The organism is Buchnera aphidicola (Shivaphis celti) (genome assembly GCF_039349365.1).
In the GTDB taxonomy this organism is placed as follows: domain Bacteria; phylum Pseudomonadota; class Gammaproteobacteria; order Enterobacterales; family Enterobacteriaceae; genus Buchnera_L; species Buchnera_L aphidicola_AL.
Window position 1 is genome coordinate 135,970 of sequence record NZ_CP134977.1, and the last position, 25,407, is coordinate 161,376.

Below are 25,407 nucleotides of genomic sequence, written 5' to 3' on the forward strand. Positions count from 1 at the left end.
ATTTATATGTTAAATTTATTAGAGATTTTTTGTAATGCTACTACCTTTTCTTTTTTTACAGTACGGATTAGAATTACTCCTTGTGTATTTCTATCTAATATTCTAATTTCCGAAACACGAATACGTACTAGCGTTCCGGCATTAGTAATCATGATGATTTGATCATTTTCTCTAACCTGTATTGCGCTAATTAATACCCCATTTTTTTTTGTGATTTTAATTGATCTAACACCTTTATTTCCTCTTGATTTAATAGGAAATTTATTTATCTTTGTTCGTTTTCCATATCCATTTTCTGTTACTGTTAAAATTTCTCCATTTTTATCTGGCACTAATAAAGATACAACTTGGTCATCTTCTTCTATATTAATTCCTCTAATACCGTATGCTGTTCTTCCCATTTTACGTACTTCTTTTTCTGAAAAATGTACTATTTTTCCATGTTTACTGAATATCATAATATTATTTGTTCCATTTGTAATCGCTGCTCCAATCAACTCATCTTTTTCTTTTAAATGTATTGCCATAATACCTGTTGATCTTGGTTTTTTAAATGTATTTAATGTAGTTTTTTTTACAATACCTCTAGCAGTTAACATAAATACATTTTTATTTCCAGTAGTATTATTTAAATTTAATATAGCTGTAATACGTTCTTGACGTTGTAAAGGTATTAAATTAATGATTGGTCTTCCTCTAGCATGACGGCTAGCTTCAGGTAATTGGTATACTTTTATTCTATATAAAGTTCCTTTATTCGAAAAACATAATATCGTGTCATGCGTGTTAGTAATTAACAATGTTTCTATACAATCTTCTTCTTTGGTTCGTGCTGCTAAACGTCCCTTACCTCCTCTTCGTTGTGCTTCGTAATCTGATAACGGTTGATATTTTACATATCCTGATTTTGATAAAGTGACTACTACATCTTCTTTGGTAATCATATCTTGAATGTCGACCTCAGTTTCATGTTCTATGATTTCTGTTTTTCTCTGATCTCCGAATATTTTTTGTATATCAATTAGTTCATTTGTAATAATTTTTAACATTTTTTTTGGATTATTTAATGTTTTAGATAAATCATTAATTTTTATAATGAGATTTTCATATTCTTTGATAATATTTTCATGTTCTAAAGTGGTTAATTTATGTAGTTTTAATTCTAAAATAGATTTAATTTGTTTTTCAGTAAATTGATACTTTTCTTTTTTATTTGTATTGTTTATTTCTAAATCTTGATTTTTGATATCATCAGTGTAAATCAATTTTGATTTTTTTCCTATTATCCATGTTTTAGATAATAATTCTATTTTTGCAATTTGTGGTTTTTTAGACTGTTTGATGATTTTAATAATATCATCTATATTATCTAAAGCAATTGTTAATCCTTGTAATATATGTGCTTTTTCCTTTGCCCGTTTTAAATCAAATATACTTCGTTTAGTAACTATATTTTTTCGATGTGACAAAAAATATTTTAATATATTTTTTAAAGACATAACTTTTGGCTGTCCGTGGTGTAAAGCTACCATATTAATTCCAAAAGAAACTTGCATTGGTGTTAATACATATAATTGATTTAATAGTATTTCTTTTATTGTATCTTTCTTTATTTCAATTACAATTCGCATACCATCTTTATCAGATTCATCTCGTAATGCATGTATTCCATCAATTTTTTTTTCCTTAACTAATTCAGCGATTTTTTCAATTAATATGGATTTATTGACTTGATATGGCAATTCATATATTATAAGAGACTCTCTTTTATTTTTTTTTTGTATTTCTATTGTATATCTCGCTCGAATATAAATTTTACCTTTTCCTGTACGGTATGCTTGTTCAATTCCTTCGTATCCACTAATTGTTCCTGCAGTAGGAAAATCAGGACCTGGTATGTAATGCATCAATTCTTTTAAAGAAATATCATTATTATTAATATATGCTAGACAAGCATTAATCACTTCATTTAAGTTGTGTGGTGGAATATTTGTAGCCATACCAACTGCAATTCCAGATGATCCATTGATTAATAAATTAGGTATTTTAGTTGGTAAAACCTCTGGTATTTTCTCTGTTTCATCATAATTTGGTAAAAAATTTACAGTATTTTTTTCCAAATCTATAAGTAATTCATGTGCTATTTTTGACATTTTAATTTCTGTATAACGCATCGCAGCTGCTGCATCACCATCAATAGATCCAAAATTTCCTTGTCCTTCAATTAATGTATATCTTAAAGAAAATTTCTGAGCCATACGTACAATGGCTTCATATACTGCTGAATCGCCATGAGGGTGATATTTTCCTATAACATCACCGACAACTCTTGCAGATTTTTTGTATGGTTTATTCCAATCATTTCCCAATACTTTCATTGCAAACAATATTCTTCTATGTACAGGTTTTAGTCCGTCTCTAACATCAGGTAATGCTCTACCAACAATGACTGACATTGCGTAATCTAAGTAAGATGATTGTAGTTCTTTTTCAATGTCAATTTGTGGGATTTTTGTGATTGTTTTCATATTTCATTCTCTTGTAATCATATGTACTGATTAATATAAATTATATCATAATGAAATGATTTAACTAACATTAAAATGATAGTTTGATTTTATATATTTATTTAAATTTCCAAATTATTGTAGGAGAAATTAATGAATGATACAGAAAAAATATTAATCATAGATTTATTTAAAAAACTGAAAAATATAGAAAATGAAACAAAAAATAAAGACCATGAAGTAGAAAAACTAATTTTACAATTATCTAAATCAACCAATCACGCAATATATTTCATGGTACAAAAAATTTTAGTTCAAGATTTAGTAATACAAGAGCTAAAAAATAAATTAAAAGAATATAAAGATAAATTATATAATCAATCAAAAAATGTAAATTTTTTAAATGAAAATTTAAAAAAAAATGTTTTACATGATTCTGAAATTAAAAATAATAATAATATAAGTCAACCATTGTTTGAAAAATTTCGTAAAACAGGTTTAAGCAATTCAGATAATTTTACTACAGATAAATCGAATATTTTTCATTCTAAAGAAAGTAATAGTTATACTTCTAATTTTCTTAGTAATGCTTTACAAACAGCGTTAGGCGTTGCAGGAGGTATGGTGGCCGGAAATATTATTACAAATTTATTTAATTATAATCATCATATTGATAATACTGGTCATAAAAATGATTTAAATAATGAATATTCTGCAGATGAGAATAGTAATTCTATTAAAAATATTTTTTTAAATTCAGATACTGATAATTCAAATAGTTCAAGTGTTTTAGTAGATGATATAAATTCTGATAGTATGGAGAATTTAGAAGATGATATCAATGATATTGATGATGTAAATGATAATATCGATGATTTTGATTCAAATATTTAGAAATATTATCACTATTTTATAAAATATTTTATTATACAATTTAATAAAATTATCAATATAATACATACCAAGCAGGACTTTATCCTGCTTGTTTTATGTTTTATATTATTTTTTATTGAAATATTTTATTAATCCTTCCTGTGAAGGTTGTATACTTTTTTTTCCAATTTCCCAATTTGCTGGACAGACATCTCCATGTTTTTCATGAAAGTAAATTGCATCAATTATTCTTAAAATTTCTTTTATATTTCTTCCAAATTGTAGATCGTTGATTATTTGGTTTCTAATAATTCCATTTTTGTCAATAATAAATGTTGCGCGTAATGATACTCCAAATTTTGGATGTACAACGTCATACGCTTCTTGTATTTCCCCTTTTATATCTGATATTAAAGGATATTGTATCTTTCCAATACCCCCTTTTTTAATTTCAGTATTTTTCCATGCTTGATGCACAAATACTGAATCTCGAGAGATTCCAATAATTTCAGTATTTTTTTTCTGAAATTCTAAATATGATAAATTAAACTCAATAATTTCAGTTGGACATACGTAAGTAAAATCCATTGGCCAAAAAAATAGAACAACTGATTTATTTTTTGTTTCTTTTTTAAGATTGAACTCTTCCGTTATAGTGCCATCCGCAAGTATTGCAGGGGCAACAAAATTTGGTGCATGTTGAGTAATTAAATTCATATTTTATCTTCTTTTTAATTTATTTAATTATCATATAAGTGTATAATATTTTAAACTTTCTAATATATTATATTTTTATAAAAAAAATGAAAAATTTCTCTTTAGAGTGGAAATCTATTTTCAATAAAGAAAAGTTAATACTATCGAAGATTTTATCTCTTGTTACAGAAGAACGTAAAAAATATAATATTTATCCTCCTAAAAAAGAGGTATTTAATGCGTTTTATTTTACACCTTTTCAATCTATTAAAGTAGTAATCATTGGGCAAGATCCTTATTTTCATGTTAATCAAGCGCATGGATTAGCTTTTTCTGTTCGAATGGGGTGTATGATTCCTCCTACGTTACAGAATATATATAAGGAGGTGATTGCCAATTTTTTTTATCATAATAATTATTATCAACATGGTTGTTTAATAAATTGGGCTAATCAAGGAGTGTTATTATTAAATACAATATTGACTGTACGATCTGGTAAACCAAGATCGCATGTATCGATTGGTTGGATGCAGTTCACGGACCAAATAATACGTTATATTAATCATTATTTAAAAAATATTATCTTTTTATTATGGGGGAATGATGCCAAAAAAAAAGCAATATTAATTGATTCTAATAGACATACTATTCTTTTTGCTTCACATCCTTCTCCATTATCAGCACATATAAGTTTTTTTGGATGTAAACATTTTTTAAAAACAAATAAAAAACTTTTTTTATTAAAAAGAAAACAGATTATTTGGTAGTAATTTTTATATGTATTATATTTATTTGTTTTTTTTATTGAAGTGTTGTACAGTTTTTAATAAAGATTTTTGAATTAATTGAATGCCTTTTGTAACAGCATGATTTGTTAAGTTATTTTCTTGAGATTTTTTGAATATTTTTTCAAAATGGTTGATAATATGAGATATTTTTTTTAAAAATTCCATTAATTGATTATTTTTAATATTTTTTATTGTGTCTATGGATTTCTTTTTTATGTTTTCTATATTTGCTTCTGTTCGTAGTTTTATTTCTTTCTTTTCTTTAATAATTTCTTTTAATTGATTTTTTAATTTTTCTATCTTTTTGATAGTATTGTTTTTTATATCGTTTTGCATATAATTTAATATTTTAAAAATTTAAATTTATGGTTATATTATAGAGATTTTAATTTTTAGTTCAATATAATATATTAATTTATTATCTTTTACTTTTTTTTGTGATTTAGGACGATTTATAATGAAAAGAAAAATTCAGCGGATCGCTATTTTAGGATATCCTCGTGATGTGAATTTATTTCTAACTCATAAAATTTTATATGAGTGGTTAACAAAACAGCAATATAATGTTGTTGTTGAATCTGGGATTGCACGATTTTTAAATTTAAATAGTGTAAATACTGCTACTTTAGAACAAATTGGAGAAAAATGTGATTTGGGTATTGTAATAGGTGGAGATGGAAATATGTTATGTGTTTTGCGTACTTTATCTTATTATCCTATTAATATTATTGGTGTGAATTGTGGAAATTTAGGTTTTTTAACTGATTTAAATCCTGATAACATGATTAATATGTTATCTTGTATTCTTTCTGGAGAATATTTTTTAGAAAAGCGATTTTTATTAGAAGTCAGTATATATCATGAGAAAATTCAAAAAAATAGTTTTGCTGTTAATGAAATTATTTTACATGCAGGAAAGAATGTTCATATGATTGAATTTGCGGTTTATATTGATAAGTTTTTTGCTTTTTCTCAACGTGCAGACGGTATAATTATTTCAACACCAACAGGTTCGACGGGTTATGCATTATCTGCAGGAGGTCCTATTTTATCTACATCTTCTAATGTTGTTGTTATAGTACCTATGTTTCCTCATACTTTGTCTTCTAGGCCTATTGTAGTAAGCAGTAATGATAAAATTATGTTAAAAATATTTGATTGTGATAATAAAGCAAAAATTAGTTGTGATGGACAATGTAAGTTTTCAGTTTTTGAAAAAGATAAAGTTATGATTTATAAGAGTAAAAATTTTATTAATTTAATACATCCAAAAAATTATCATTATTTAAATGTATTACGAAAAAAACTATGTTGGTCAAAAAATTTTTTTTGATTGATGAAATCAATAAAATAGTTTTTTTATTTTTAAGTATTTTTTGTGGAGTTGGCGGGATTCGAACCCGCGTCCAAAATATTAACAATTATAGTAACTACATGTTTATTCTTTTTTTTTTTTTAGTATTTCAGTAAAAAAGAAAATACTATTGAAATACTTATCTCAATTTTTTTATCATACAAATTTTTGAGAAAAATTTATAATGATTTTCTTTTTATTAACCTTGTATTATTCTCTAAAAGAATAAATAAGAATAAGAAGGGCTTTTTTAGTTTTTTAAGCTGCTAAAGCGTATTTTTCTTGTTTTGCGTTTGTTTTTTTCGGTTTTTTAACGAGGCAAACCGTACCTCGACATGTACTATAAATTGTATAGATATTTTGTCGAATCCAATATCAACCCCTATTAAATTTTTATAGAAAATTAAATGAAACTTATTATATCACAATTTTAACATATTTTGTCAACAAAAAATATTTTTAATTAGAGTATTTTTTTATTTTGTTTGTAATTTGTATTACAATATAATTTATCATTTGATGTATAAGGTGAATAATATGAATGTTATTAAAGAGATAAAAAAACAAATTCACGATAATCCAATTTTAATTTATATGAAAGGATCTCCAGATTCTCCAAGTTGTGGTTTTTCTGCAAAAGCAGTAGAAGCAATTTCATCATGTGGCGTATATTTTGCATATGTTGATGTTTTAGAAAATGAACATATTAGATCTGCACTTCCTGAGTATGCGAAGTGGCCTACTTTCCCCCAATTGTGGGTAAAGGGTGAATTAATCGGAGGATGTGATATTATATTAAATATGCATCATAGTGGAGAATTAAAAATTCTGTTAAATAAGTCAATAATTAAGTAATACATTTATAGAAATAATTAGATTAATTTTTTATTAATCTAATTATTTATTTATGAATTTATTTTTTTTAATAGGCCACTTTCCTAATTTTTTCCATAGATTAATTAATTTACAAAATAAGTTTGCAGTTTGTATTGCATCATATAAAGCAGAATGCGCTTTTTTATTATCGAAACATAATCCCATTATTTTACAAGCTTTTGATAATACTGTTTCGCCAACAGCGAATCCACTTAATGTGGCTGTATCAAATGTAACAAACTGATGAAATGGATTATTTTTTATATTACATCTTTTGATTGCTTCTTTAATAAAAGAATAATCAAATTGTGGATTATGTGCAACTAATATACTTTTTTTACATTTATTTGATTGCATTTCTTGATTGATAATATCAAATATAAATGTTAGTGCTTCATGTTCAGAAACTGCTTGTCGTAATGGATTAAATGGATCAATTTTATTAAATAATAAAGATTTAATTTCAATTAATGATCCTGAAAATGGAGTAATATGATAATGTATTGTTTTTGATTTTTTTATCCATCCATTTTTATCCATTTTTAATGTAATCACCGCTATTTCTAATAAAGCATTTATTTTTTTATTAAATCCGGCTGTTTCGATATCAATGACTACTGGAAAAAATTTTCTGAATCTTTCTTGTAAGTTATTATATTGAAAGTGCATGTTATTTTTTTTATTATTTTATACATTAATTCTTTCAAATTAATATATTATTATTTTTATATTTATGGTTCATTTTATGAAATTATATATTATTTTTTTATTTTTATTTTATATAAATTTTTTAGGTATATTATATAATACTTTTTTATATTCTATTTTTTATTATATCATTTATATCATGAAATATATTTATTTGTAATATATCAGTATAAAAATATAAAATTTTTTTTTGAAACACATAAAATATATTGTAATGAATATATTATATTTTGAAATTTTTAGAGAGGTAATTATGGGTTTAAGATGTGGTATTATTGGTCTTCCCAATGTTGGAAAATCGACATTATTTAATATTTTAACAGGATTAAACGTTCCTGCAAAAAATTTTCCATTTTGCACTATTAATCCTAATTATGGATTTTGTTCTGTTTTTGATAATCGATTAAATGAAATTGTTAAAATTACAGAACCAAAATCCATTGTTCCAGCATATATTGAATTTGTAGACATTGCTGGATTAGTCAAAGGAGCTTCAAAAGGTTTAGGGTTGGGTAATTTATTTTTAGATAATATTCGTAAAACTAATGTTATAATACATGTCGTACGATGTTTCCATGATAGTAATGTTATACATGTTAATAATGTTATTCAACCGAAAGATGATATTGAAATTATAAATATGGAACTGATTTTTTCGGATTTAAATCTATGTCAGCAAGAAATATTAAAATTAAAAAAAAATAAAATTACTTTAAACAAAAAAAAAATACAGTTATTAGAATTATGTTGTGATGTTTTAGAGAATGGAAAATTTCTAAATACATTATTTTTTAATGAAATAAAACTAAATTTATTATATGATATTAAATTTATTACCATTAAGCCTGTTATTTATATTGCAAATATATCTGTTAATAATTTAGATAATTTTAATATTAAAAAATTCATAAATTCAGATTTAAAAGAAAATAATATTTTTATTCCCATTTCCATTTTACATGAATACAATTTACTAAATAAAAAAGTTAAAAATAGTAAAAATATTTCAACGTTAAATCATCATACTATATTGATAAATAAAATTGTTCATGCAGGATATAAATTATTAAACTTACATAATTTTTTTACGGTTGGAAAAAAAGAAGTACGATCTTGGCCTATTCCAATTGGAACAAATAATTTTCAAGCTGCTAAAAAAATACATACAGATATTCAAAAAGGTTTTATTCGAGCACAAGTCGTTAATTATATTGATTTTATTAAATTTCGTGGTGTAATAAAAGCAAAACAATTTGGGAAGTTGAGATATGAAGGGAAAAATTATATAATACAAGATGGTGATATTATTAATTTTTTGTTTACATCATAATTTATTTTAGAGAAGAAATATATTTCTCTTCTCTAAAAATAGATGTCATTTTATGAAAGTAAGATTTTTTTAATTTTAGAAAAGTCAGGTTTTATATAATGTGATAGTATTGGCATTTTAGATGATAATTTGAGATTCTTTGGTAAAGAAATTTTTACATTTAGTATATTTTCTACAATATTTTTAAATTTTACAGGATGAGCTGTTCCTAAAAATAGTCCAAATTCATGATTTTGAATCTGCTCTCTCAATAATTTATAAGCTACTGCTGCATGTGGTTCGGAAATATATCCCATATGTTTTAGTTTTAGTAATTCCTCAGTAGTAATTTCATCTGATACACTTCCAAATCCTAACGTTTTTAATTTCCATTTTTTGCGATGAAATAATTCTTCTACTCTAGGCCAATTATTTGGTCTGCTAATATCCATAGCATTAGAGATTGTAGAAATACAATTATATGGTTTCCATAATCCAGTTTTTAGAAATCTTGGAACAGTATCGTTAGCATTCGTTGCTGCTATGAAAGATTTGATAGGTAGTCCCATAGATTTTGCTAATAACCCTGCTGTTAAATTACCAAAATTACCACAAGGAATGGAAATAACTAAATTTCTACGTTGTTCTGGATTAATTAATGCGTATGCTTCAAAATAGTAACAAATTTGTGCTAATAATCTACTAATATTAATTGAATTAGCTGAGTTTAATCCAGTTTTTTTTCTTAATTCATCATCATGAAATGCTGTTTTCACTAGTTCTTGACATTCATCAAAACTTCCATCAATTGCTATAGTAGTAATATTTTCCCCTAATGTACAAAATAGTTTTTCTTGTAATAAACTAATTTTACCTTGTGGATATAGTATAACTACTCTAACATTTTTTGCTTTATAAAATGCATGTGCTACTGCTGCTCCGGTATCTCCTGATGTTGCAGTGAGTATTGTGACAATATTATTTTTTTTATTTAAATGTGATATAATTTGTGCCATAAATCTAGCACCAAAATCTTTAAAAGCTAATGTTGGTCCATGGAATAGTTCACAACATGAAATATTTTTTGTTACAGGAATGATTTTCGGTCCTGGAAATGAAAAAGCATGGTAAACATATTTTTTTAATTTTGAAATTTCAATTTCGTTCCCAATAAACATAGATAAAATTTTTACACTTCTTGTTAAAAAATCCATTTCTATCATTTCTTCTATTTGATTTTTATGTAAAATAGGCAAATCAATTGGAAAAAATAATCCTTGATTTTCTCCTAATCCAATTTTTACTGCTTTTAAAAAGTTCACTTGTTCATAATAATTTTTTAAATTGTATAATTTCATAATATTAAATCCCTATTTTTCTAGCTCCTAATAAATCTAATTGACAAATATGTACAAATCCGTTTTTATTTTTGAGATAATTTTCTGATAACCATTGTTTAATTTTAACAGCTCTACTTTGTTTATTACATACTACAAATATTGTTGGTCCTGATCCAGATATCCCAAAATTTATTGCACCTAAATTTAACACTGTTTTTTTAATTTCTAAAAAATTTGGAATTAATTGTATTCGATAAGGTTCTGCAATAATATCTTTCATGAGCATAATTGCTAAACTTTCTTGTTTAGTATGTGATGCATGAATAAATCCAGATAATAATCGACTATGTTCTACACAAATTTCTTTTTTATATTTTGATGGCAAAATAGAGCGAGAACTAGAAGTGGAAATATTAATTCCAGGCCATGCAACAATCCATATCCATTTTTTAAAATATGGTACAGGTTGACTAATATAATTATTTTCATTAATAATTAATTGTAGTCCACCATAATAGCATGGTGCTACATTATCGTAATGTGGTTCTCCTGATATTTCTCCTTCAATTTTTCCCATGAGAGATAATAATTTTTTTTCATTTAATGGTAATTTGCAAAATTTATTAATTGCTACTAAAGTTGCTACGATAGAACAAGCGCTGGATCCTAGTCCTGAACCAATAGGCATATTCTTTTCTAAAATTATAGAGCATGATATTTTTTTTTTCAGAATAATACAAAAATGATTCCAACATTTCCAAACAATATTTTTTTTAATGTTTTGAGGTAATTGTGAAGAAAATTTACCAACATTTTGTAAATCAAAACTATTATTTGAAGTAATTGTCACACAGTCTCCAAGTAGTGATCCATCTTGAGGGGATATAGCCATGCCTAAAGTATCAAAACCAACATTAATATTACCAATAGATGCAGGTGCATAAATTTTTATCATATTAAATTTCCAACTGTTATGATAATATCTGTAATAAATCAGAAAAAATACCGGCTGCGGTCACATTGTTTCCTGCACCGTATCCTCGTAGTACCAACGGTATAGGATTATAGTATTGACTATATATTGTTAACGCATTTTCTCCATTTTTAACAGTATAAAGTGGATCTGTTTTTTTTACAGAAGTTAATTTTACTTGACATATACCATTTTTTTTAATTGTTCCTATAAGTCTCAATACTTGATTTTTATCTTTTGCTATTTTATATTTTTCATAAAAAAATTTATCTAATTTAGATAATTCTGATAAAAATTCTTCTTTTTTTTTGATATTCATCATTTCTTTTGGAATGATAGGTGTAATTGCAATATCATGTAATTCTAGTTGATATCCGATTTCTCTAGCTAGTATCAGTAATTTTCGAGCTACATCTATTCCTGATAGGTCATCTCTTGGGTTAGGTTCAGTAAAACCTAATTTTTGTGCCATAATAGTTGCTTGAGAAATAGATATTCCTTCTTCCAATTTTCCAAAGATAAATGACAGCGATCCTGATAAAATACCTTTAAATTTAATTAATTTATCTCCTGCATTAATTAAACTTTTTAATGTGTGAATAATTGGAATACCAGCACTAACGTTTGTTTCATATAAGAATTTTTTATTGACTTTATCGGATATTTTTCTAATATTAATATAATTTTTCCAACTTCCTGAATTAAATTTTTTATTTGGAGTAATAATGTGAATTTTATTTTTTAAAATGGTATCATAGCAATCGGCTATAGTTTGACTTGCGGTACAATCTATTATTGTTGGATTATATAATGCTGCAGTTTTTAAATTATAAATAATTTTTTTTATGCAAAATTTTTCTTTTTTTTGATATAGCTGTTCTTTCCAGTTATTTAATTGAATTTTATGAGTATTAAATAACATATATTTTGAATTTGCTATGCCATAAATTTTAAATTGAATATTTTTTTGTTCAAGTATATTTTTTTGTTTTTGCACTTGTTGTATTAAAGCTGTTCCAACACCACCTATTCCGATTAAAAATATTTCAATAATTTTTTTTTTATGAAATATTTGATCATGTATAATTTTTATATTTTCTTGAATATTATTATTATCAGTAACAATTGAAATTGCATATTGGGAAAATTCGTTATGAATATTTAATATATTTAAATTGGTATATTTTAATATAGAAAAAATTTTGTTTTTACACTTTATGTTACTTTTGATTGTATTGCCAATTATTGAAATAATTTTTATTTTTTTTTTAATAGTAATATTTTTTATTTTATTATTTTTTTTTTTTAACTGATCGTGTAACAATGTAATTTGTTGATTTTTTTTTATTGTAATATAAAAAAATATTGTTTCTTTTATTTTGGAATAACTTTGAAACAAGATGTGTACACTGTTATTTAGAAATACTGAAAATATTTGGTTTGTTATTTCATGAATAGTCGTAGGTGTAACTACTTTAATTTTTATCATTATAATATTTTCAAGATATGTTATTCCCTTTATTGTTTTTTTTTTCGGATGATTATTATTGATTATTGTTCCTGATTCATTTGGATATTTTGTATTTTTGATAATACATGGAATATTATTTTTTGATAATGGAGAAATAGTATTTGGGTGTAAGACTTTTGCTCCAAAAAAAGATAACGCCTTTGCTTCATTATAAGATAAGTGTTTTAATACCCTTGCGGTAGAGATAACATTTGGATCTGTTGTGTAAATTCCATTTACATCAGTCCATATTTGACATACCTTTGCATTTAAAAGTACGGATAGTATTGCTGCAGAATAATCTGAGCCATTTCTACCTAATGTTACTAGTTCTTGTTGTTCATTACCTGCAATGAATCCTGGCATGAAAATCAGATGTTTTTTTGGAATATTTACTTTTTCTATATTTAACTTTGATTTTTCAATGTTAACTTGAGCGTTTAATATGTCTCCTTTGGCTATAATTATTTTTTTTGGGTCAATCAGGAAAGTAGGAATGTTTTTAGTAATAAAAATATTTTGCATAATTTTTATAGAAAAAATTTCTCCCATTGAGATAATTTTTGCATACAATTGATCACATTTATTATGTTTTTTTGTTTTTTTAATATTTTTCTGAATGTAATCAAATTTGTTTATGATATATGTAGTAATTGTTTTGTCGGGAAAGTTTTTTTTTTGATTTTTAATTCCACAAATTATTTCAGAAAAAATTTTTTTTAATTTATGAAAAATTTCATCTGATGGGGAATTACATTTTATATTTTGTATTATTTGTTCTAAATAGTTTGTAACTTTTGCTGGAGCAGATAAGACAATTGCTAAATCTTCTTTTTGAAATTCTTGTTCAATGATTTTTGATACTTCTAAAAATTTGGTTGAATTTGCTACAGATGTTCCACCGAATTTAAGTATTTTCATTTATTTAATATCTCCGAACTACATGTAGTTATGCTATTTATTGTATAACATTTTTTTTAAATTGATCTTTAATAAAAATATTTAATAAAAAAATGATACTTATATTCTAAATTATGTTAAAATAAATTATTACCTTATATGATTTTATTTAATTTTAGAAAATATTTTTCAAAAAAATTTTTGAAAATATTTTTAATAATTTTATTTTTTATTTTTTATTTTAATATATATTATGATGTATAAATTATCATAATGACTAAAAATACATTTTATTATATATTATAGGTCAAGTATTATGATTGAAAATACTAAAATTAAAAAATTTGCTTTAAGAGTGGAATATAATGGTAGTTATTATCATGGTTGGCAGAACCAAAAATCTGATATATTAAGTATTCAAAAAATAGTTGAAAAGGCTATATCAAATGTTGCAAATCACAAAGTTAGTGTAATATGTTCCGGTCGAACTGATGCTAAAGTACATAGTATAGGACAAATAATACATTTTACAACTGTTTCAGTTCGTAGAGATATTTCTTGGATTTTGGGTATCAATAGTTATTTACCCTCCGATATTGCTGTACAGTGGATTGGCAGAGTGTCTAATAAATTTCATGCTCGTTATAGTGCAGTTTCACGTTGTTATAGATATATTATTTATAATAGTAATTACAGGTCTCCTTTTTTACATAATTATGCTAATCATATTTATAATAAACTAGATGTATATGCAATGTATCAAGCTAGTCAATATTTAATTGGAGAGTATGATTTTAGCTCATTTCGTTCTAGTACCTGTCAATCATATACAGCGTACAGAAAAATTATTTATACTAATGTTTTTAGTTTTAAAAATTTTATTTTTATTGATATTCAAGCGAATTCTTTTTTGCAATATATGGTAAGAAATATTGTTGGATGTTTGATTGAAGTTGGTAAAATGCACAAAAGATCTTATTGGATGCAATATGTTTTAAAAAAAAGAAATCGTAAATTTTGTTCGTTTACTGCTAAACCAAATGGTTTATATTTGCTGTCAGTTAAATATCCAAAGATATTTAACGTACCATGTAATATATAAATAATATGTGTTAATTTTTGTATTGATTGTTATAATTTTATTTACTTAAATTAATATATTTTATACATTTATTAATGTATCTATTTGTATTAATTTTATGAAGCGAGAGTAATTTTATGTTTTTAGAAATATTTAATTTTTTATTTGGTGATACAAATAGTAGAAAGATTAATAGTATGAAAAAAATTGTTGATAAAATTAATATTTTGGAAGCATATATTAGTAAGTTATCAGATAATCAATTAAAAAAAAAACTCAATTTTTTAAAAAATCTTTATTAACTGGATGTTCATTGCGTAATTTATTGCCTGAGGCATTTGCTGTAGTTCGAGAATCTAGTAAAAGAATTTTTAATATGCGACATTTTGATGTTCAATTATTAGGTGGAATTGTTTTGCATAATAATTGTATTGCTGAAATGCGTACAGGAGAAGGTAAAACATTAACATCTACTTTATCTGCATATTTAAATGCTTTATTGGGTTTTGGAGTGCATATTGTGACAATGAATGAATATTTAGCAAAAAGAGATGCAAAAAAAAATAAAGAACTTTTTGAATTTCTTGGTTTGACTGTTGGAATTAATTTATCTGGAATGTCGATTCAACAGAAAAAAGAAGCATATTTATGTGATATCACTTATGGTACTAATCATGAGTTTTGTTTTGATTATTTACGTGATAATATGGTGTTTTCTAAGAAAGATCGTGTACAAAGAAAATTATATTATGTTTTAATTGATGAAGTAGATTCTATTTTGATTGATGAAGCACGTACGCCATTGGTGATATCAGGACCTGTTCAAAAAAGTACAAAAATTTATCATATTATTAATAATATTGTTTTAATTTTGATTGAAAAAAATCAAAAAAATATGAAAGTTAATAAAAAAAACGGATATTATTTTGTAGATGAAAAGAATAAACAGGTTTTTTTTACTGAATTGGGATTTATAGAAATTGAAAAACTATTAATACAGTATAAATTAATTTGTGAAAATGAATCTTTATATTCTATTAAAAATATTATATTTTTACAGTATGTTATTTCTTCTTTAAAAGCAAATATTGTTTTTAATTGTGATGTAGATTATATTATAAAAAATAAAAAAATAGTTATTATAGATGAACATACTGGCAGAATGATGTTGGATAGAAGATGGTCAGATGGAATACATCAGGCAATAGAAGCAAAAGAAAAAGTAAAAATATTTAATGAAAATCAAACTTTGGCATCGATTACATTACAAAACTATTTTAAACTATATAATCGAATTTCTGGAATGACTGGAACAGCTTATACGGAAGAATTTGAATTTAAAATGATTTATAATTTGGATACAATAGTTATACCAACACATTGCCCGATGATTCGAAAAGATTTTTCTGATCTTTTGTATGTTTCTGAAGAAGAAAAAATTATTGCAGTGATTGAAGATATAAAAACATGTATTTCAAAAAAACAACCAGTTTTAGTTGGTACTACTTCAATTTATAAATCAGAAATTATTTCTAAAAAATTATATCAATTGGGTATTAGTCATAATGTGTTAAATGCAAAGTGTTTAGAAAAAGAAGCAGGTATTATTGCAGAAGCTGGTAGATTAAGTGCTGTAACTATTTCTACTAATATGGCTGGAAGAGGTACTGATATTATTTTAGGAGGATGTTTAAATAAAAAGAAAAAATATTTTTCTAATTTTTTATATAAAAAAAATAAAGAAAATAATCAAAAAGAACATGATTATATTGTTTCAATAGGAGGATTACATATTATTGGAACTGAGCGTCATGAATCAAGACGTATTGATAATCAATTACGGGGTAGATCGGGCAGACAAGGTGATCCAGGATCATCACGTTTTTATTTATCCATGGAAGATCCATTAATACGTTTATTTGTTTCAAAAAAAGTTCAGAAAATGATAAAAAATTTTGGTTTAAAATTTGGTGAACCTATTCAACATAATTGGATTAATAAACTTGTTTCTTATGCACAAAAAAAAATAGAAAATCATCATTTTGAAACACGTAAACGATTATTAGAATATGATGATATTTTAGATAAACAAAGAAAGATTATTTATACTATACGAAATAATATTGTTAACATGAATGATATGACGTTAATTATTAAAAAACGATTATTAGAAATATTAACTAAAATGATTAATATATGTTGTCCGAGTCAAAATATTAAACAATGGGATGTATCATTGATAGAAAAATTTTTAAAAAATGATTTTAATTTTTCTATTTCCATAATAGAGTGGTTTAATAAAAATAGAAAAAATTCTCGAGAAGATCTTGTTAATACTATTTACTCTCGTATGTTATATCAATATAATCGGTCAAAAAAAGTTTATGGAAGTGATTATTTATGTATTATAGAAAAAAATATTATGTTAAATACATTAGACTTTTTTTGGAGTGAACATTTATCTTTTATGGAATACTTACGTTCTGGTATACATTTTCAATGTTATGCGCAAAAGGATCCTAAACAAGAATACATTAAGGAGTCATATTTTGTTTTTTCTAACATGTTAGATGTATTACAGTATACAATTTTTTCTAAAATTGTAAAAAAAATATTTAATGTATAGCACTATATTTTATTTAATTAATTTATTTTTTATTTTTTTTTGTAAATAAAATAATGGAATATTAATTTTTTTTGGAATAAAAAATGCGTATTGAAGAAAGTATTAAATTAGGATTTAAGGATGTTTTAATTCGTCCAAAACGATCTATGTTAAAAAGTCGATCTGAAGTAAATTTATGTAGGAGTTTTTTTTTTAAACATTCTAATATATTTTGGAAAGGTATTCCAATTATTGCGTCAAATATGGATACTATTGGCACATTTAATGTTGCAAAGGTTTTATCTGATTTTAAAATTTTAACAGCAATACATAAATATTATGATATTTCTGATTGGAAAAATTTTATTTCTTCTCTTCCAAAAGAAAAATTTAATTATATTATGATTTCTACTGGTACTGCAAAAAAAGATTATATGAAATTAAAAAATATATTATCTCTTTCTCCATTATTAAAATTTATTTGTATTGATGTAGCCAATGGATATTCTGAACATTTTGTACAGTTTGTAAAAAAAGTTCGAATGGATTTTCCTAATAAAGTGATTTGTGCTGGTAATGTAGTTACTGGAGAAATGGTTGAGGAGTTAATACTTTCTGGTGTAGATATTGTTAAAGTTGGTATAGGATCTGGTTCAGTTTGCACCACGAGAATTAAAACAGGGATTGGATATCCTCAATTATCTGCTGTTATTGAATGTGCAGATGCAGCACATGGTTTGAAAGGGCATATTATTAGCGATGGTGGTTGTACTGAATCTGGAGATATTTCAAAAGCAATAGGTGCTGGTGCTGATTTTGTTATGATTGGTGGAATTTTTGCAGGACATGTAGAATGTGAAGGATCTATGGTGCAAGAAAATAATCAGAAATTTATGGTGTTTTATGGTATGAGTTCTAAATATGCTATGTGTTTACATAAAGGAAAAGTTGATGATTATAAAACTGAAGAAGGAAAAGTAGTAAAAATATTAATCAAGGGTTCGATAAAAAATACTATACATGATATATTAGGTGGTATACGCTCTACTTGTACTTATGTTGGGGCTACTACAATTAAAGAACTAACAAAGCGTACTACATTTGTTCGTGTTTTTGAGCAGGAAAATAAAATTTTTAATAATCATTAAATATTTTAATATGTTACTTGACATGATAATATATAAAAATATTATATATTATAATGTGAGTAATGATTATTTTTTATGTTTTATATTTAAATAAAATTTAATACTAGGAATCATAGATATGATAAAACACTTTTTTTCGGATATCGATCCTATTGAAACAGTTGAATGGATAGATTCTATAGAATCAGTAATACTAAAAAATGGATTATATCGCGCTCGTTTTATAATACATCAGTTAATAAAAAAAATTAGAAAATACGATTCTGAAAATTCAATAAATACTTTGGTAACAGATTATATTAATACGATTCCGTTGAATTTTGAACCAGATTATCCAGGAAATTTAGAGATTGAAAAAAGAATTCGATCTGTTGTAAGATGGAATGCTATTATTATGGTTTTACGTGCTTCTCAAAAAAATTTAGATTTAGGGGGACATTTATCTTCTTTTCAATCTGCTGCTACTATTTATGAAGTTTGTTTTAATCATTTCTTTTATGCGAAAAATAAGAATCATGACGGAGATTTAATTTATTTTCAAGGTCATATTTCTCCTGGAATTTATTCACGTGCTTTTTTAGAAGGACGTTTGACAGAAAAACAATTAGATAATTTTCGACAAGAAACTTTTGGTCATGGCCTTCCTTCATATCCTCATCCAAAATTAATGCCAAATTTTTGGCAATTTCCTACAGTTTCTATGGGATTAAGTCCTATTAATGCAATTTATCAAGCAAAATTTTTAAAATATCTTGAAAATAGAAATTTAAAAAACACAAATAACAGAACTGTTTATGCTTTTTTAGGTGATGGAGAAATGGATGAACCAGAATCAAAAGGTGCAATTACTATTGCAGCGAGAGAAAAATTAAATAATTTGATATATGTTATTAATTGTAATTTGCAAAGATTAGATGGACCAGTAATTGGAAATGGGAAAATTATTGACGAATTAGAAAGTATTTTTTATGGTGCGGGATGGGAAGTAATTAAAGTAATTTGGGGAGATCATTGGGATCATTTATTAAAAAAAGATAATAGTGGGAAATTAATTCAATTAATGAATGAAACGGTAGATGGAGATTATCAAAATTTTAAATCTAAAGATGGATCTTATATTAGAAAACATTTTTTTGGTAAATATTCTGAAACTCTACAATTAGTTCAAGATATGTCTGATGAAGAAATTTGGATGCTTAATAGAGGAGGACATGATCCTAAAAAAATTTTTGCAGCTTTTCATAAAGCAAAACAATCAAAAGATAAACCAGTAGTAATTTTAATTCATACTATAAAAGGATATGGAATGGGAGATGTAGCAGAAGGAAAAAATGTTGCGCATCAAGTGAAAAAAATGAATATTCATGAATTAAAATATTTTTGTAAACGATTTGATGTTCCAGTTCAAGAAAATTTAATTCCCTCACTTCCCTTTATTAAGTTCGAAAAATCTTCTCCGGAGTATATTTATTTACACGAAAAAAGGAAGGCATTAGGAGGATATATTCCAAAAAGAATAACTCGGTTTACAGAAGAATTGTTTTTACCTAGTTTAAATGATTTTTCTTCTTTATTTGTCCAACAAAAAAAAAAGATTTCTACAACTATTGCATTTGTTCGTATATTAAATATTTTATTAAATTTTTCATCTTTAAAAAATAGAATTGTTCCTATCATTGCCGATGAAGCTCGTACATTTGGAATGGAAGGTTTATTTAGAAAAATTGGAATTTATAATCCTCATGGTCAAAAATATATTCCTCAAGATAAAAATCAATTATTATATTATAAGGAAGATCAAAAAGGACAAATATTACAGGAAGGGATTAATGAACTAGGAGCAGCTGCTTCATGGTTAGCTGCAGCTACTTCATATAGCAATAATAATTTTCCAATGATTCCATTTTATATCTATTATTCAATGTTTGGATTTCAAAGAATCGGTGATTTGTGTTGGGCTGCTGGAGATCAACAGGCTAGGGGATTTTTGATTGGAGGAACTTCTGGTCGGACTACTTTAAATGGAGAAGGATTACAACATGAAGATGGACATAGTCATATTCATTTTTTAACAATACCAAATTGTATTTCTTATGATCCTGCATATGCATATGAGATAGCTGTTATTATACACAATGGTTTAATAAGAATGTATGGAGAAAAACAAGAAAATATATATTATTATATTACTACTATGAATGAAAATTATTATATGCCAGAAATGTTAAAAGGAATGGAAGTCGGTATTATTAAAGGAATATATAAATTAAATTCTCTGATAGGTAAAAAATATAAAGTACAACTATTAGGGTCAGGAGCTATTTTAAGAAGTGTAATTCAGGCCGCACACATTTTATATAATGATTATTGTATTAGTTCAGATGTTTACAGTGTGACTTCTTTTACTGAATTAGCTCGTGATGGACAAGATTGTGAAAGATGGAATATGTTACATCCTTTTAAAAATCCAAAAGTTCCATATATTACAACAGTTATGAATGATGCTCCAGCAATAGCTGCAACTGATTATATGAAATTATTTGCTGATCAAGTACGGAAATATATACCAGCCAAGACCTATCGAGTGTTAGGAACAGATGGATTTGGTTGTTCAGATAGTAGGAAAAATTTACGTCAGTATTTTGAAATTCATGCTCATTATATTGTAATTGCTGCATTGACAGAATTATCTAATCACTGCATCATAGATAAAAAAATTATTGTTGATGCGTTAATAAAATTTAATATTAATACAGAAAAAATCAATCCAATTTTTGTATGAGAGGTAAAGTGCAGTGGATACTGAAATTAAAATCCCAGATATTGGAATTGATCAAGCAGAAGTAATAGAGATTTTAGTACATGTTAATGATTATGTGAAAAAAGAGCAAGGTTTAATTGTTATAGAAGGAGAAAAAGCTTCTATGGAAATTCCTTCTCCACATACTGGTATAGTTAAGGAAATTAAAGTAAAAATTTCTGATATTGTTAAGAAAAACTCTATTATTATGATTATGCAATTAAAAAATACTTTTAAAAATCAGAACACTATTTATAATAGTGATAAAGATGTTGACAATATTAAACAATCAAAAGTGAAAGATCTTAATATTATTTATGCCTCTCCTATTATTCGTAGATTAGCAAGGTCTAAAAATATTGATTTACATAATATTGTTGGTAGTGGAAGAAAAAATAGAATTATTAAAAAAGATATTGATAATTATATAAACGATTTAAATTCTCATGTTAGTAAAAATAATATATTTCAAGATACCGTGAATCCTGAAAAGAATAATTGCAATAAGTTTGGTGAAATAGAAAAAGTCATTATTAATAAAATAAAAAAACGTACTGGAGATGTATTATCTAAAAATTGGTCTACTATTCCGCATGTAACACAATTTGATGAAATAGATATCACTGATTTAGAAAATTTTCGTATTCAATATAATCAATCCAATAAAGAGAAAAAAAATAATAAACTTACATTATTAACTTTTGTTGTGAAAGCTATTTCTAAAGGATTGGAAAAATATCCATATTTTAATAGTTCTATTTCTCGAGATGGTAATACTATTTATTTAAAGAAATATATAAATATTGGAATTGCTGTAGATACAAATCATGGATTAATAGTTCCAGTGATTAAAAATGTAAAAAATAAAAATTTGTTTGAAATTTCTCAAGAAATATTTCATAAATCGAATAGTGCTCGCCAGGGTAATTTAAATATGTTAGATATTCAGGGTGGTTGCTTTACAATTTCTAGTTTAGGGGGAATTGGTGGTACATATTTTTCTCCAATTATTAATGGATCGGAAGCAGCTATATTAGGAATTTCTCGATCTTGTTATAAACCTATTTGGAATGGAAAAATTTTTGTTCCTAAATTAATGTTACCAATTTCATTATCTTATAATCATTGTATTATTGATGGTGCAGATGGCGCACGATTTATTACGTATATTAATAAAATATTATCAGATATTAGATTATTATTAATTTAATTTTTTAAATTATTTTTATTTATTATATTTTAAAAGTATATTATAATATTAAAATAAAAAAATTCTAAAATTTTATAGAGGGTATAAAAATGATTCGGAAGATTCATACACAGGTTTTAGTTCTTGGCTCTGGTCCTGCTGGTTATGCAGCAGCTTTTCGAAGTGCAGATCTAGGATTAAATGTAACACTGGTTGAAAAATATGATACATTAGGCGGAGTATGTTTAAATGTTGGTTGTATTCCTTCAAAGTTTTTATTACATATAGCAAAAGTAATAAAAGAAGCAAGAGAATTGTCAACTCAAGGTGTTATATTTAATGATCCTACAATTGATATAAATCTTATTAAAGCAAATAAAAATAAAACTCTTTCTGATTTATCACGTGGACTAAAAAGTTTATCTAAAATAAGAAATGTTATTTTATTAAACGGAACTGGTTATTTTTTAAATAAAAATACTGTAGTCGTTGATGGTAAAAAAGAAATGATACATGTACATTTTGACAATGTTATTATTGCGACAGGATCAAAACCAATCACATTGTCAAATTTTCCTATAGATAATAAATATATATGGGATTCAACGACTGCTTTATCATTAAATACTATTCCAAAGAAGATGTTAATCATTGGTTCAGGAATTATTGGATTAGAAATGGCAACCTTTTATAGCACAATTGGTACTCAAGTAGATGTAATTGACCGTTTTAAAAGAATTTTGCCATTTTTAGATAAAGATGTGATTGATGTTTTTACTTCTTCGGTTTGTAAAGATTTTAATATTTTGTTAGAAACAAATGTTAAAGATATTTTCATAAAAGATAATCAAGTTGCAGTTACGATGTTAAATTCTGGAAGTGAAAAAAAAATATTTTATGATGCTATTCTTATAGCAATTGGAAGAAAACCAAATATTAGTGGTTTAAACTTAGAAAAAATTAATGTTGAATTAGATAAAAATAATTTTATTAAGGTAAATAATCAATTATGTACTAACGTTTCTAACATTTACGCAATTGGAGATGTGATTGGACAACCGATGTTAGCTCATAAAGGTATGCATCAAGGTCATATTGCTGCAGAAGTTATTTTTGGACATAAACATTATTTTGATCCAAAAGTTATTCCTTCAGTTGCCTACACTGATCCAGAAATTGCTTGGGTAGGGATAAACGAAAGAGAAGCTGTACAAAGAAATATTAACTATGAAGTTGCAGTTTTCCCGTGGAAAAATTCTGGACGAGCATTAGTATCAAATTGTTCTAATGGAATAACAAAATTAATTATTAATAAAGATAATAGAACAATTATTGGCGGAGTGATTGTTGGAAGAAATGCAGGTGAATTAATTTCAGAAATTACATTAGCAATAGAAATGAATTGTGATATAGAAGATATAGTATTAACAATTCATCCACATCCTACGTTGTGTGAATCAATTAATTTGTCTGCACAAATTATACAAGGAACTATTACTGATATGGTGAATTCAAAATCAAATATTCGGTAATATGAAAAAATTAAATTCATTATTTTATAAAGAATTATTTTTTCAATAATTCTTTATATTTTATATAATAAAAAAAATCTATTATTTCATCACAATGCGAAATATATTTCTTTAATTGATATTATAAATTTTATTAAAATTGTTATTATTTTTTTTATTTTTATAGAAGTTTTTTTTATATTTTTTTTGAAAAGAGAAGAAGCTTTTTTTTTTGAATGATCTGAGATGATTTTTATAATCAAGCATGGTATACGGAATTTGTAACATGTATGTTTAATGGAAGATGATTCCATATCCACTGATATGGCTATAGGAAATTTTTGTAGTATTCTTTTTATTTTACTTTTTTTATCAATAAACGTATCACCACTAACAATATATCCTTCTTGATATTTAATAGAATAATAATTTAATATTGTTTTTAATACATTTCTTAAAATTAAATTTGTTTTAAATATTTTAGGATAATTAGGAATTTGTCCTTCTTTATAACCAAAACTTTTTAAGTTAACATCATAATAAGAAACTTTTTTTGCAATAATTATATCAAATATTTTTACTGAAGAATTTAATTTTCCTGCTGATCCAATATTGATAATAAAATTTACTTTATATATTTTAATTAATATCGTGCAAGCAATACTACTTTCTGTTTTTCCGATTCCGGATTGTATAAAAATAATTTTTTTTTTATTCTTTGTTAAACTTAATTCATGTACTGAATTACTAATTTTTTTAATTTTGTAAATTTCATTATTAAATATTAATAGTTCACTTTTCATGGCATAAATAACGCCAATTTTCATATATTTATACTCTTTCTTTTGAATTTTAAATACTAAAGGATGTTCCGCAACTACATGTACTTTTTGCATTTGGATTTAATACAACAAATTTTGTTCCTGTTAATGTTTCTTGGTAATCAATTGTTCCTCCTTGAATATAATTTAAGCTAATTGCGTCAATCACTATTTTAAATTTTTGTTGCATAAAAAAATCGTTTTTTTTAATTTTTTTTTCTAATTTAAATTTATATTGAAATCCGTTACAACCTCCTCCAGTAATATATATTCTAAAATATAAATTTTCATTCATGTCATTTTTTATTAATTGTGTAATTTTTTTTTTAGCGTTTTTAGTAAATTGTATTTGAAGTTTTGAAAAATTTATCATATATTTTTGTGATTATATTGTTTAAGATAATTATTTTTTTTAATT

19 protein-coding genes, 1 other RNA gene and 1 pseudogene are annotated in these 25,407 nt (G+C 24.8%); 11 read left to right on the plus strand and 10 right to left on the minus strand.

What is annotated here, in order from left to right; translation table 11 throughout:
- Nucleotides 1–2: 2 nt before the first annotated feature.
- Entirely contained in the window at nt 3–2,528 is a 2,526-nt protein-coding gene (gyrA, locus tag RJT40_RS00625) for a DNA topoisomerase (ATP-hydrolyzing) subunit A (protein ID WP_343182641.1), read from the minus strand.
- 132 nt (nt 2,529–2,660) lie between these two features.
- On the opposite strand from gyrA, the gene RJT40_RS00630 reads away from it, so the two are divergent.
- Nucleotides 2,661–3,401: a DUF2076 family protein gene (locus RJT40_RS00630; RefSeq protein ID WP_343182642.1), complete on the plus strand. Its 741-nt coding sequence runs from the start codon at nt 2,661–2,663 to the stop codon at nt 3,399–3,401.
- 105 nt (nt 3,402–3,506) lie between these two features.
- Here the strand turns inward: RJT40_RS00630 and RJT40_RS00635 are convergent, their stop codons facing one another.
- Complete coding sequence (locus RJT40_RS00635) at nt 3,507–4,097, minus strand: peroxiredoxin (RefSeq protein ID WP_343182643.1); 591 nt, start codon at nt 4,095–4,097, stop codon at nt 3,507–3,509.
- An 86-nt stretch (nt 4,098–4,183) separates the two neighbouring features.
- On the opposite strand from RJT40_RS00635, the gene ung reads away from it, so the two are divergent.
- Nucleotides 4,184–4,843, plus strand: coding sequence for a uracil-DNA glycosylase (gene ung, locus RJT40_RS00640; protein WP_343182644.1), 660 nt, complete (start codon nt 4,184–4,186; stop codon nt 4,841–4,843).
- Between the two features lie 21 nt (nt 4,844–4,864).
- Here ung and grpE read toward each other — a convergent pair whose 3' ends face one another.
- Entirely contained in the window at nt 4,865–5,200 is a 336-nt protein-coding gene (grpE, locus tag RJT40_RS00645; RefSeq protein ID WP_343182645.1) for a nucleotide exchange factor GrpE, read from the minus strand.
- A gap of 121 nt (nt 5,201–5,321) precedes the next feature.
- Here grpE and nadK point away from each other — a divergent pair, with 121 nt between their 5' ends.
- A complete protein-coding gene (nadK, locus tag RJT40_RS00650) occupies nt 5,322–6,197 on the plus strand; it encodes an NAD(+) kinase (protein ID WP_343182646.1) in 876 nt (291 codons plus the stop codon).
- A 43-nt stretch (nt 6,198–6,240) separates the two neighbouring features.
- Here nadK and ssrA read toward each other — a convergent pair.
- Nucleotides 6,241–6,601, minus strand: a transfer-messenger RNA (tmRNA) gene (gene ssrA / locus RJT40_RS00655).
- Between the two features lie 154 nt (nt 6,602–6,755).
- Between ssrA and grxD the strand changes: the two genes are divergently transcribed.
- Entirely contained in the window at nt 6,756–7,073 is a 318-nt protein-coding gene (grxD, locus tag RJT40_RS00660; RefSeq protein ID WP_343182647.1) for a Grx4 family monothiol glutaredoxin, read from the plus strand.
- Nucleotides 7,074–7,115: 42 nt separating this feature from the next.
- Here the strand turns inward: grxD and rnt are convergent, their stop codons facing one another.
- Nucleotides 7,116–7,763 carry a ribonuclease T gene (rnt, locus tag RJT40_RS00665; protein WP_343182648.1) on the minus strand — a complete coding sequence of 216 codons (648 nt, stop codon included), beginning with the start codon at nt 7,761–7,763 and terminating at the stop codon, nt 7,116–7,118.
- A gap of 292 nt (nt 7,764–8,055) precedes the next feature.
- Between rnt and ychF the strand changes: the two genes are divergently transcribed.
- Nucleotides 8,056–9,132 carry a redox-regulated ATPase YchF gene (gene ychF / locus RJT40_RS00670; RefSeq protein ID WP_343182706.1) on the plus strand — a complete coding sequence of 359 codons (1,077 nt, stop codon included), beginning with the start codon at nt 8,056–8,058 and terminating at the stop codon, nt 9,130–9,132.
- A 50-nt stretch (nt 9,133–9,182) separates the two neighbouring features.
- Here ychF and thrC read toward each other — a convergent pair whose 3' ends face one another.
- From thrC to thrA, 3 genes are read right to left on the minus strand one after another with little or no spacing between them, the layout of a single operon-like run.
- On the minus strand, nt 9,183–10,469 hold the full coding sequence (gene thrC, locus RJT40_RS00675; RefSeq protein ID WP_343182649.1) for a threonine synthase: 1,287 nt from the start codon (nt 10,467–10,469) through the stop codon (nt 9,183–9,185).
- Nucleotides 10,470–10,473: 4 nt separating this feature from the next.
- The gene (gene thrB / locus RJT40_RS00680) at nt 10,474–11,406 is read right to left on the minus strand and encodes a homoserine kinase (RefSeq protein WP_343182650.1); all 933 of its coding nucleotides are present in this window, start codon (nt 11,404–11,406) and stop codon (nt 10,474–10,476) included.
- 16 nt (nt 11,407–11,422) lie between these two features.
- Nucleotides 11,423–13,855, minus strand: a complete 2,433-nt coding sequence (gene thrA, locus RJT40_RS00685) for a bifunctional aspartate kinase/homoserine dehydrogenase I (protein WP_343182651.1) — start codon at nt 13,853–13,855, stop codon at nt 11,423–11,425.
- A gap of 295 nt (nt 13,856–14,150) precedes the next feature.
- On the opposite strand from thrA, the gene truA reads away from it, so the two are divergent.
- The 6 genes and pseudogenes from truA to lpdA all read left to right on the plus strand — a co-directional run bounded on the left by truA (nt 14,151) and on the right by lpdA (nt 24,189).
- Complete coding sequence (truA, locus tag RJT40_RS00690; protein WP_343182652.1) at nt 14,151–14,936, plus strand: tRNA pseudouridine(38-40) synthase TruA; 786 nt, start codon at nt 14,151–14,153, stop codon at nt 14,934–14,936.
- Between the two features lie 116 nt (nt 14,937–15,052).
- A pseudogene (secA, locus tag RJT40_RS00700) lies at nt 15,053–17,541 on the plus strand (preprotein translocase subunit SecA).
- Nucleotides 17,542–17,624: 83 nt separating this feature from the next.
- The gene (locus RJT40_RS00705) at nt 17,625–18,668 is read left to right on the plus strand and encodes a GMP reductase (RefSeq protein ID WP_343182655.1); all 1,044 of its coding nucleotides are present in this window, start codon (nt 17,625–17,627) and stop codon (nt 18,666–18,668) included.
- A 118-nt stretch (nt 18,669–18,786) separates the two neighbouring features.
- Nucleotides 18,787–21,450 (plus strand): pyruvate dehydrogenase (acetyl-transferring), homodimeric type, encoded by a 2,664-nt coding sequence (aceE, locus tag RJT40_RS00710; RefSeq protein WP_343182656.1) that lies wholly within the window; start codon nt 18,787–18,789, stop codon nt 21,448–21,450.
- A gap of 13 nt (nt 21,451–21,463) precedes the next feature.
- A complete protein-coding gene (locus RJT40_RS00715) occupies nt 21,464–22,678 on the plus strand; it encodes a 2-oxo acid dehydrogenase subunit E2 (protein ID WP_343182657.1) in 1,215 nt (404 codons plus the stop codon).
- Between the two features lie 89 nt (nt 22,679–22,767).
- On the plus strand, nt 22,768–24,189 hold the full coding sequence (lpdA, locus tag RJT40_RS00720) for a dihydrolipoyl dehydrogenase (RefSeq protein WP_343182658.1): 1,422 nt from the start codon (nt 22,768–22,770) through the stop codon (nt 24,187–24,189).
- 89 nt (nt 24,190–24,278) lie between these two features.
- Here lpdA and RJT40_RS00725 read toward each other — a convergent pair whose 3' ends face one another.
- Both RJT40_RS00725 and erpA read right to left on the minus strand, forming a co-directional pair.
- Nucleotides 24,279–24,995, minus strand: coding sequence for a 5'-methylthioadenosine/adenosylhomocysteine nucleosidase (locus tag RJT40_RS00725; RefSeq protein ID WP_343182659.1), 717 nt, complete (start codon nt 24,993–24,995; stop codon nt 24,279–24,281).
- Nucleotides 24,996–25,020: 25 nt separating this feature from the next.
- Nucleotides 25,021–25,362 (minus strand): iron-sulfur cluster insertion protein ErpA, encoded by a 342-nt coding sequence (erpA, locus tag RJT40_RS00730; protein ID WP_343182660.1) that lies wholly within the window; start codon nt 25,360–25,362, stop codon nt 25,021–25,023.
- Nucleotides 25,363–25,407 lie beyond the last annotated feature (45 nt).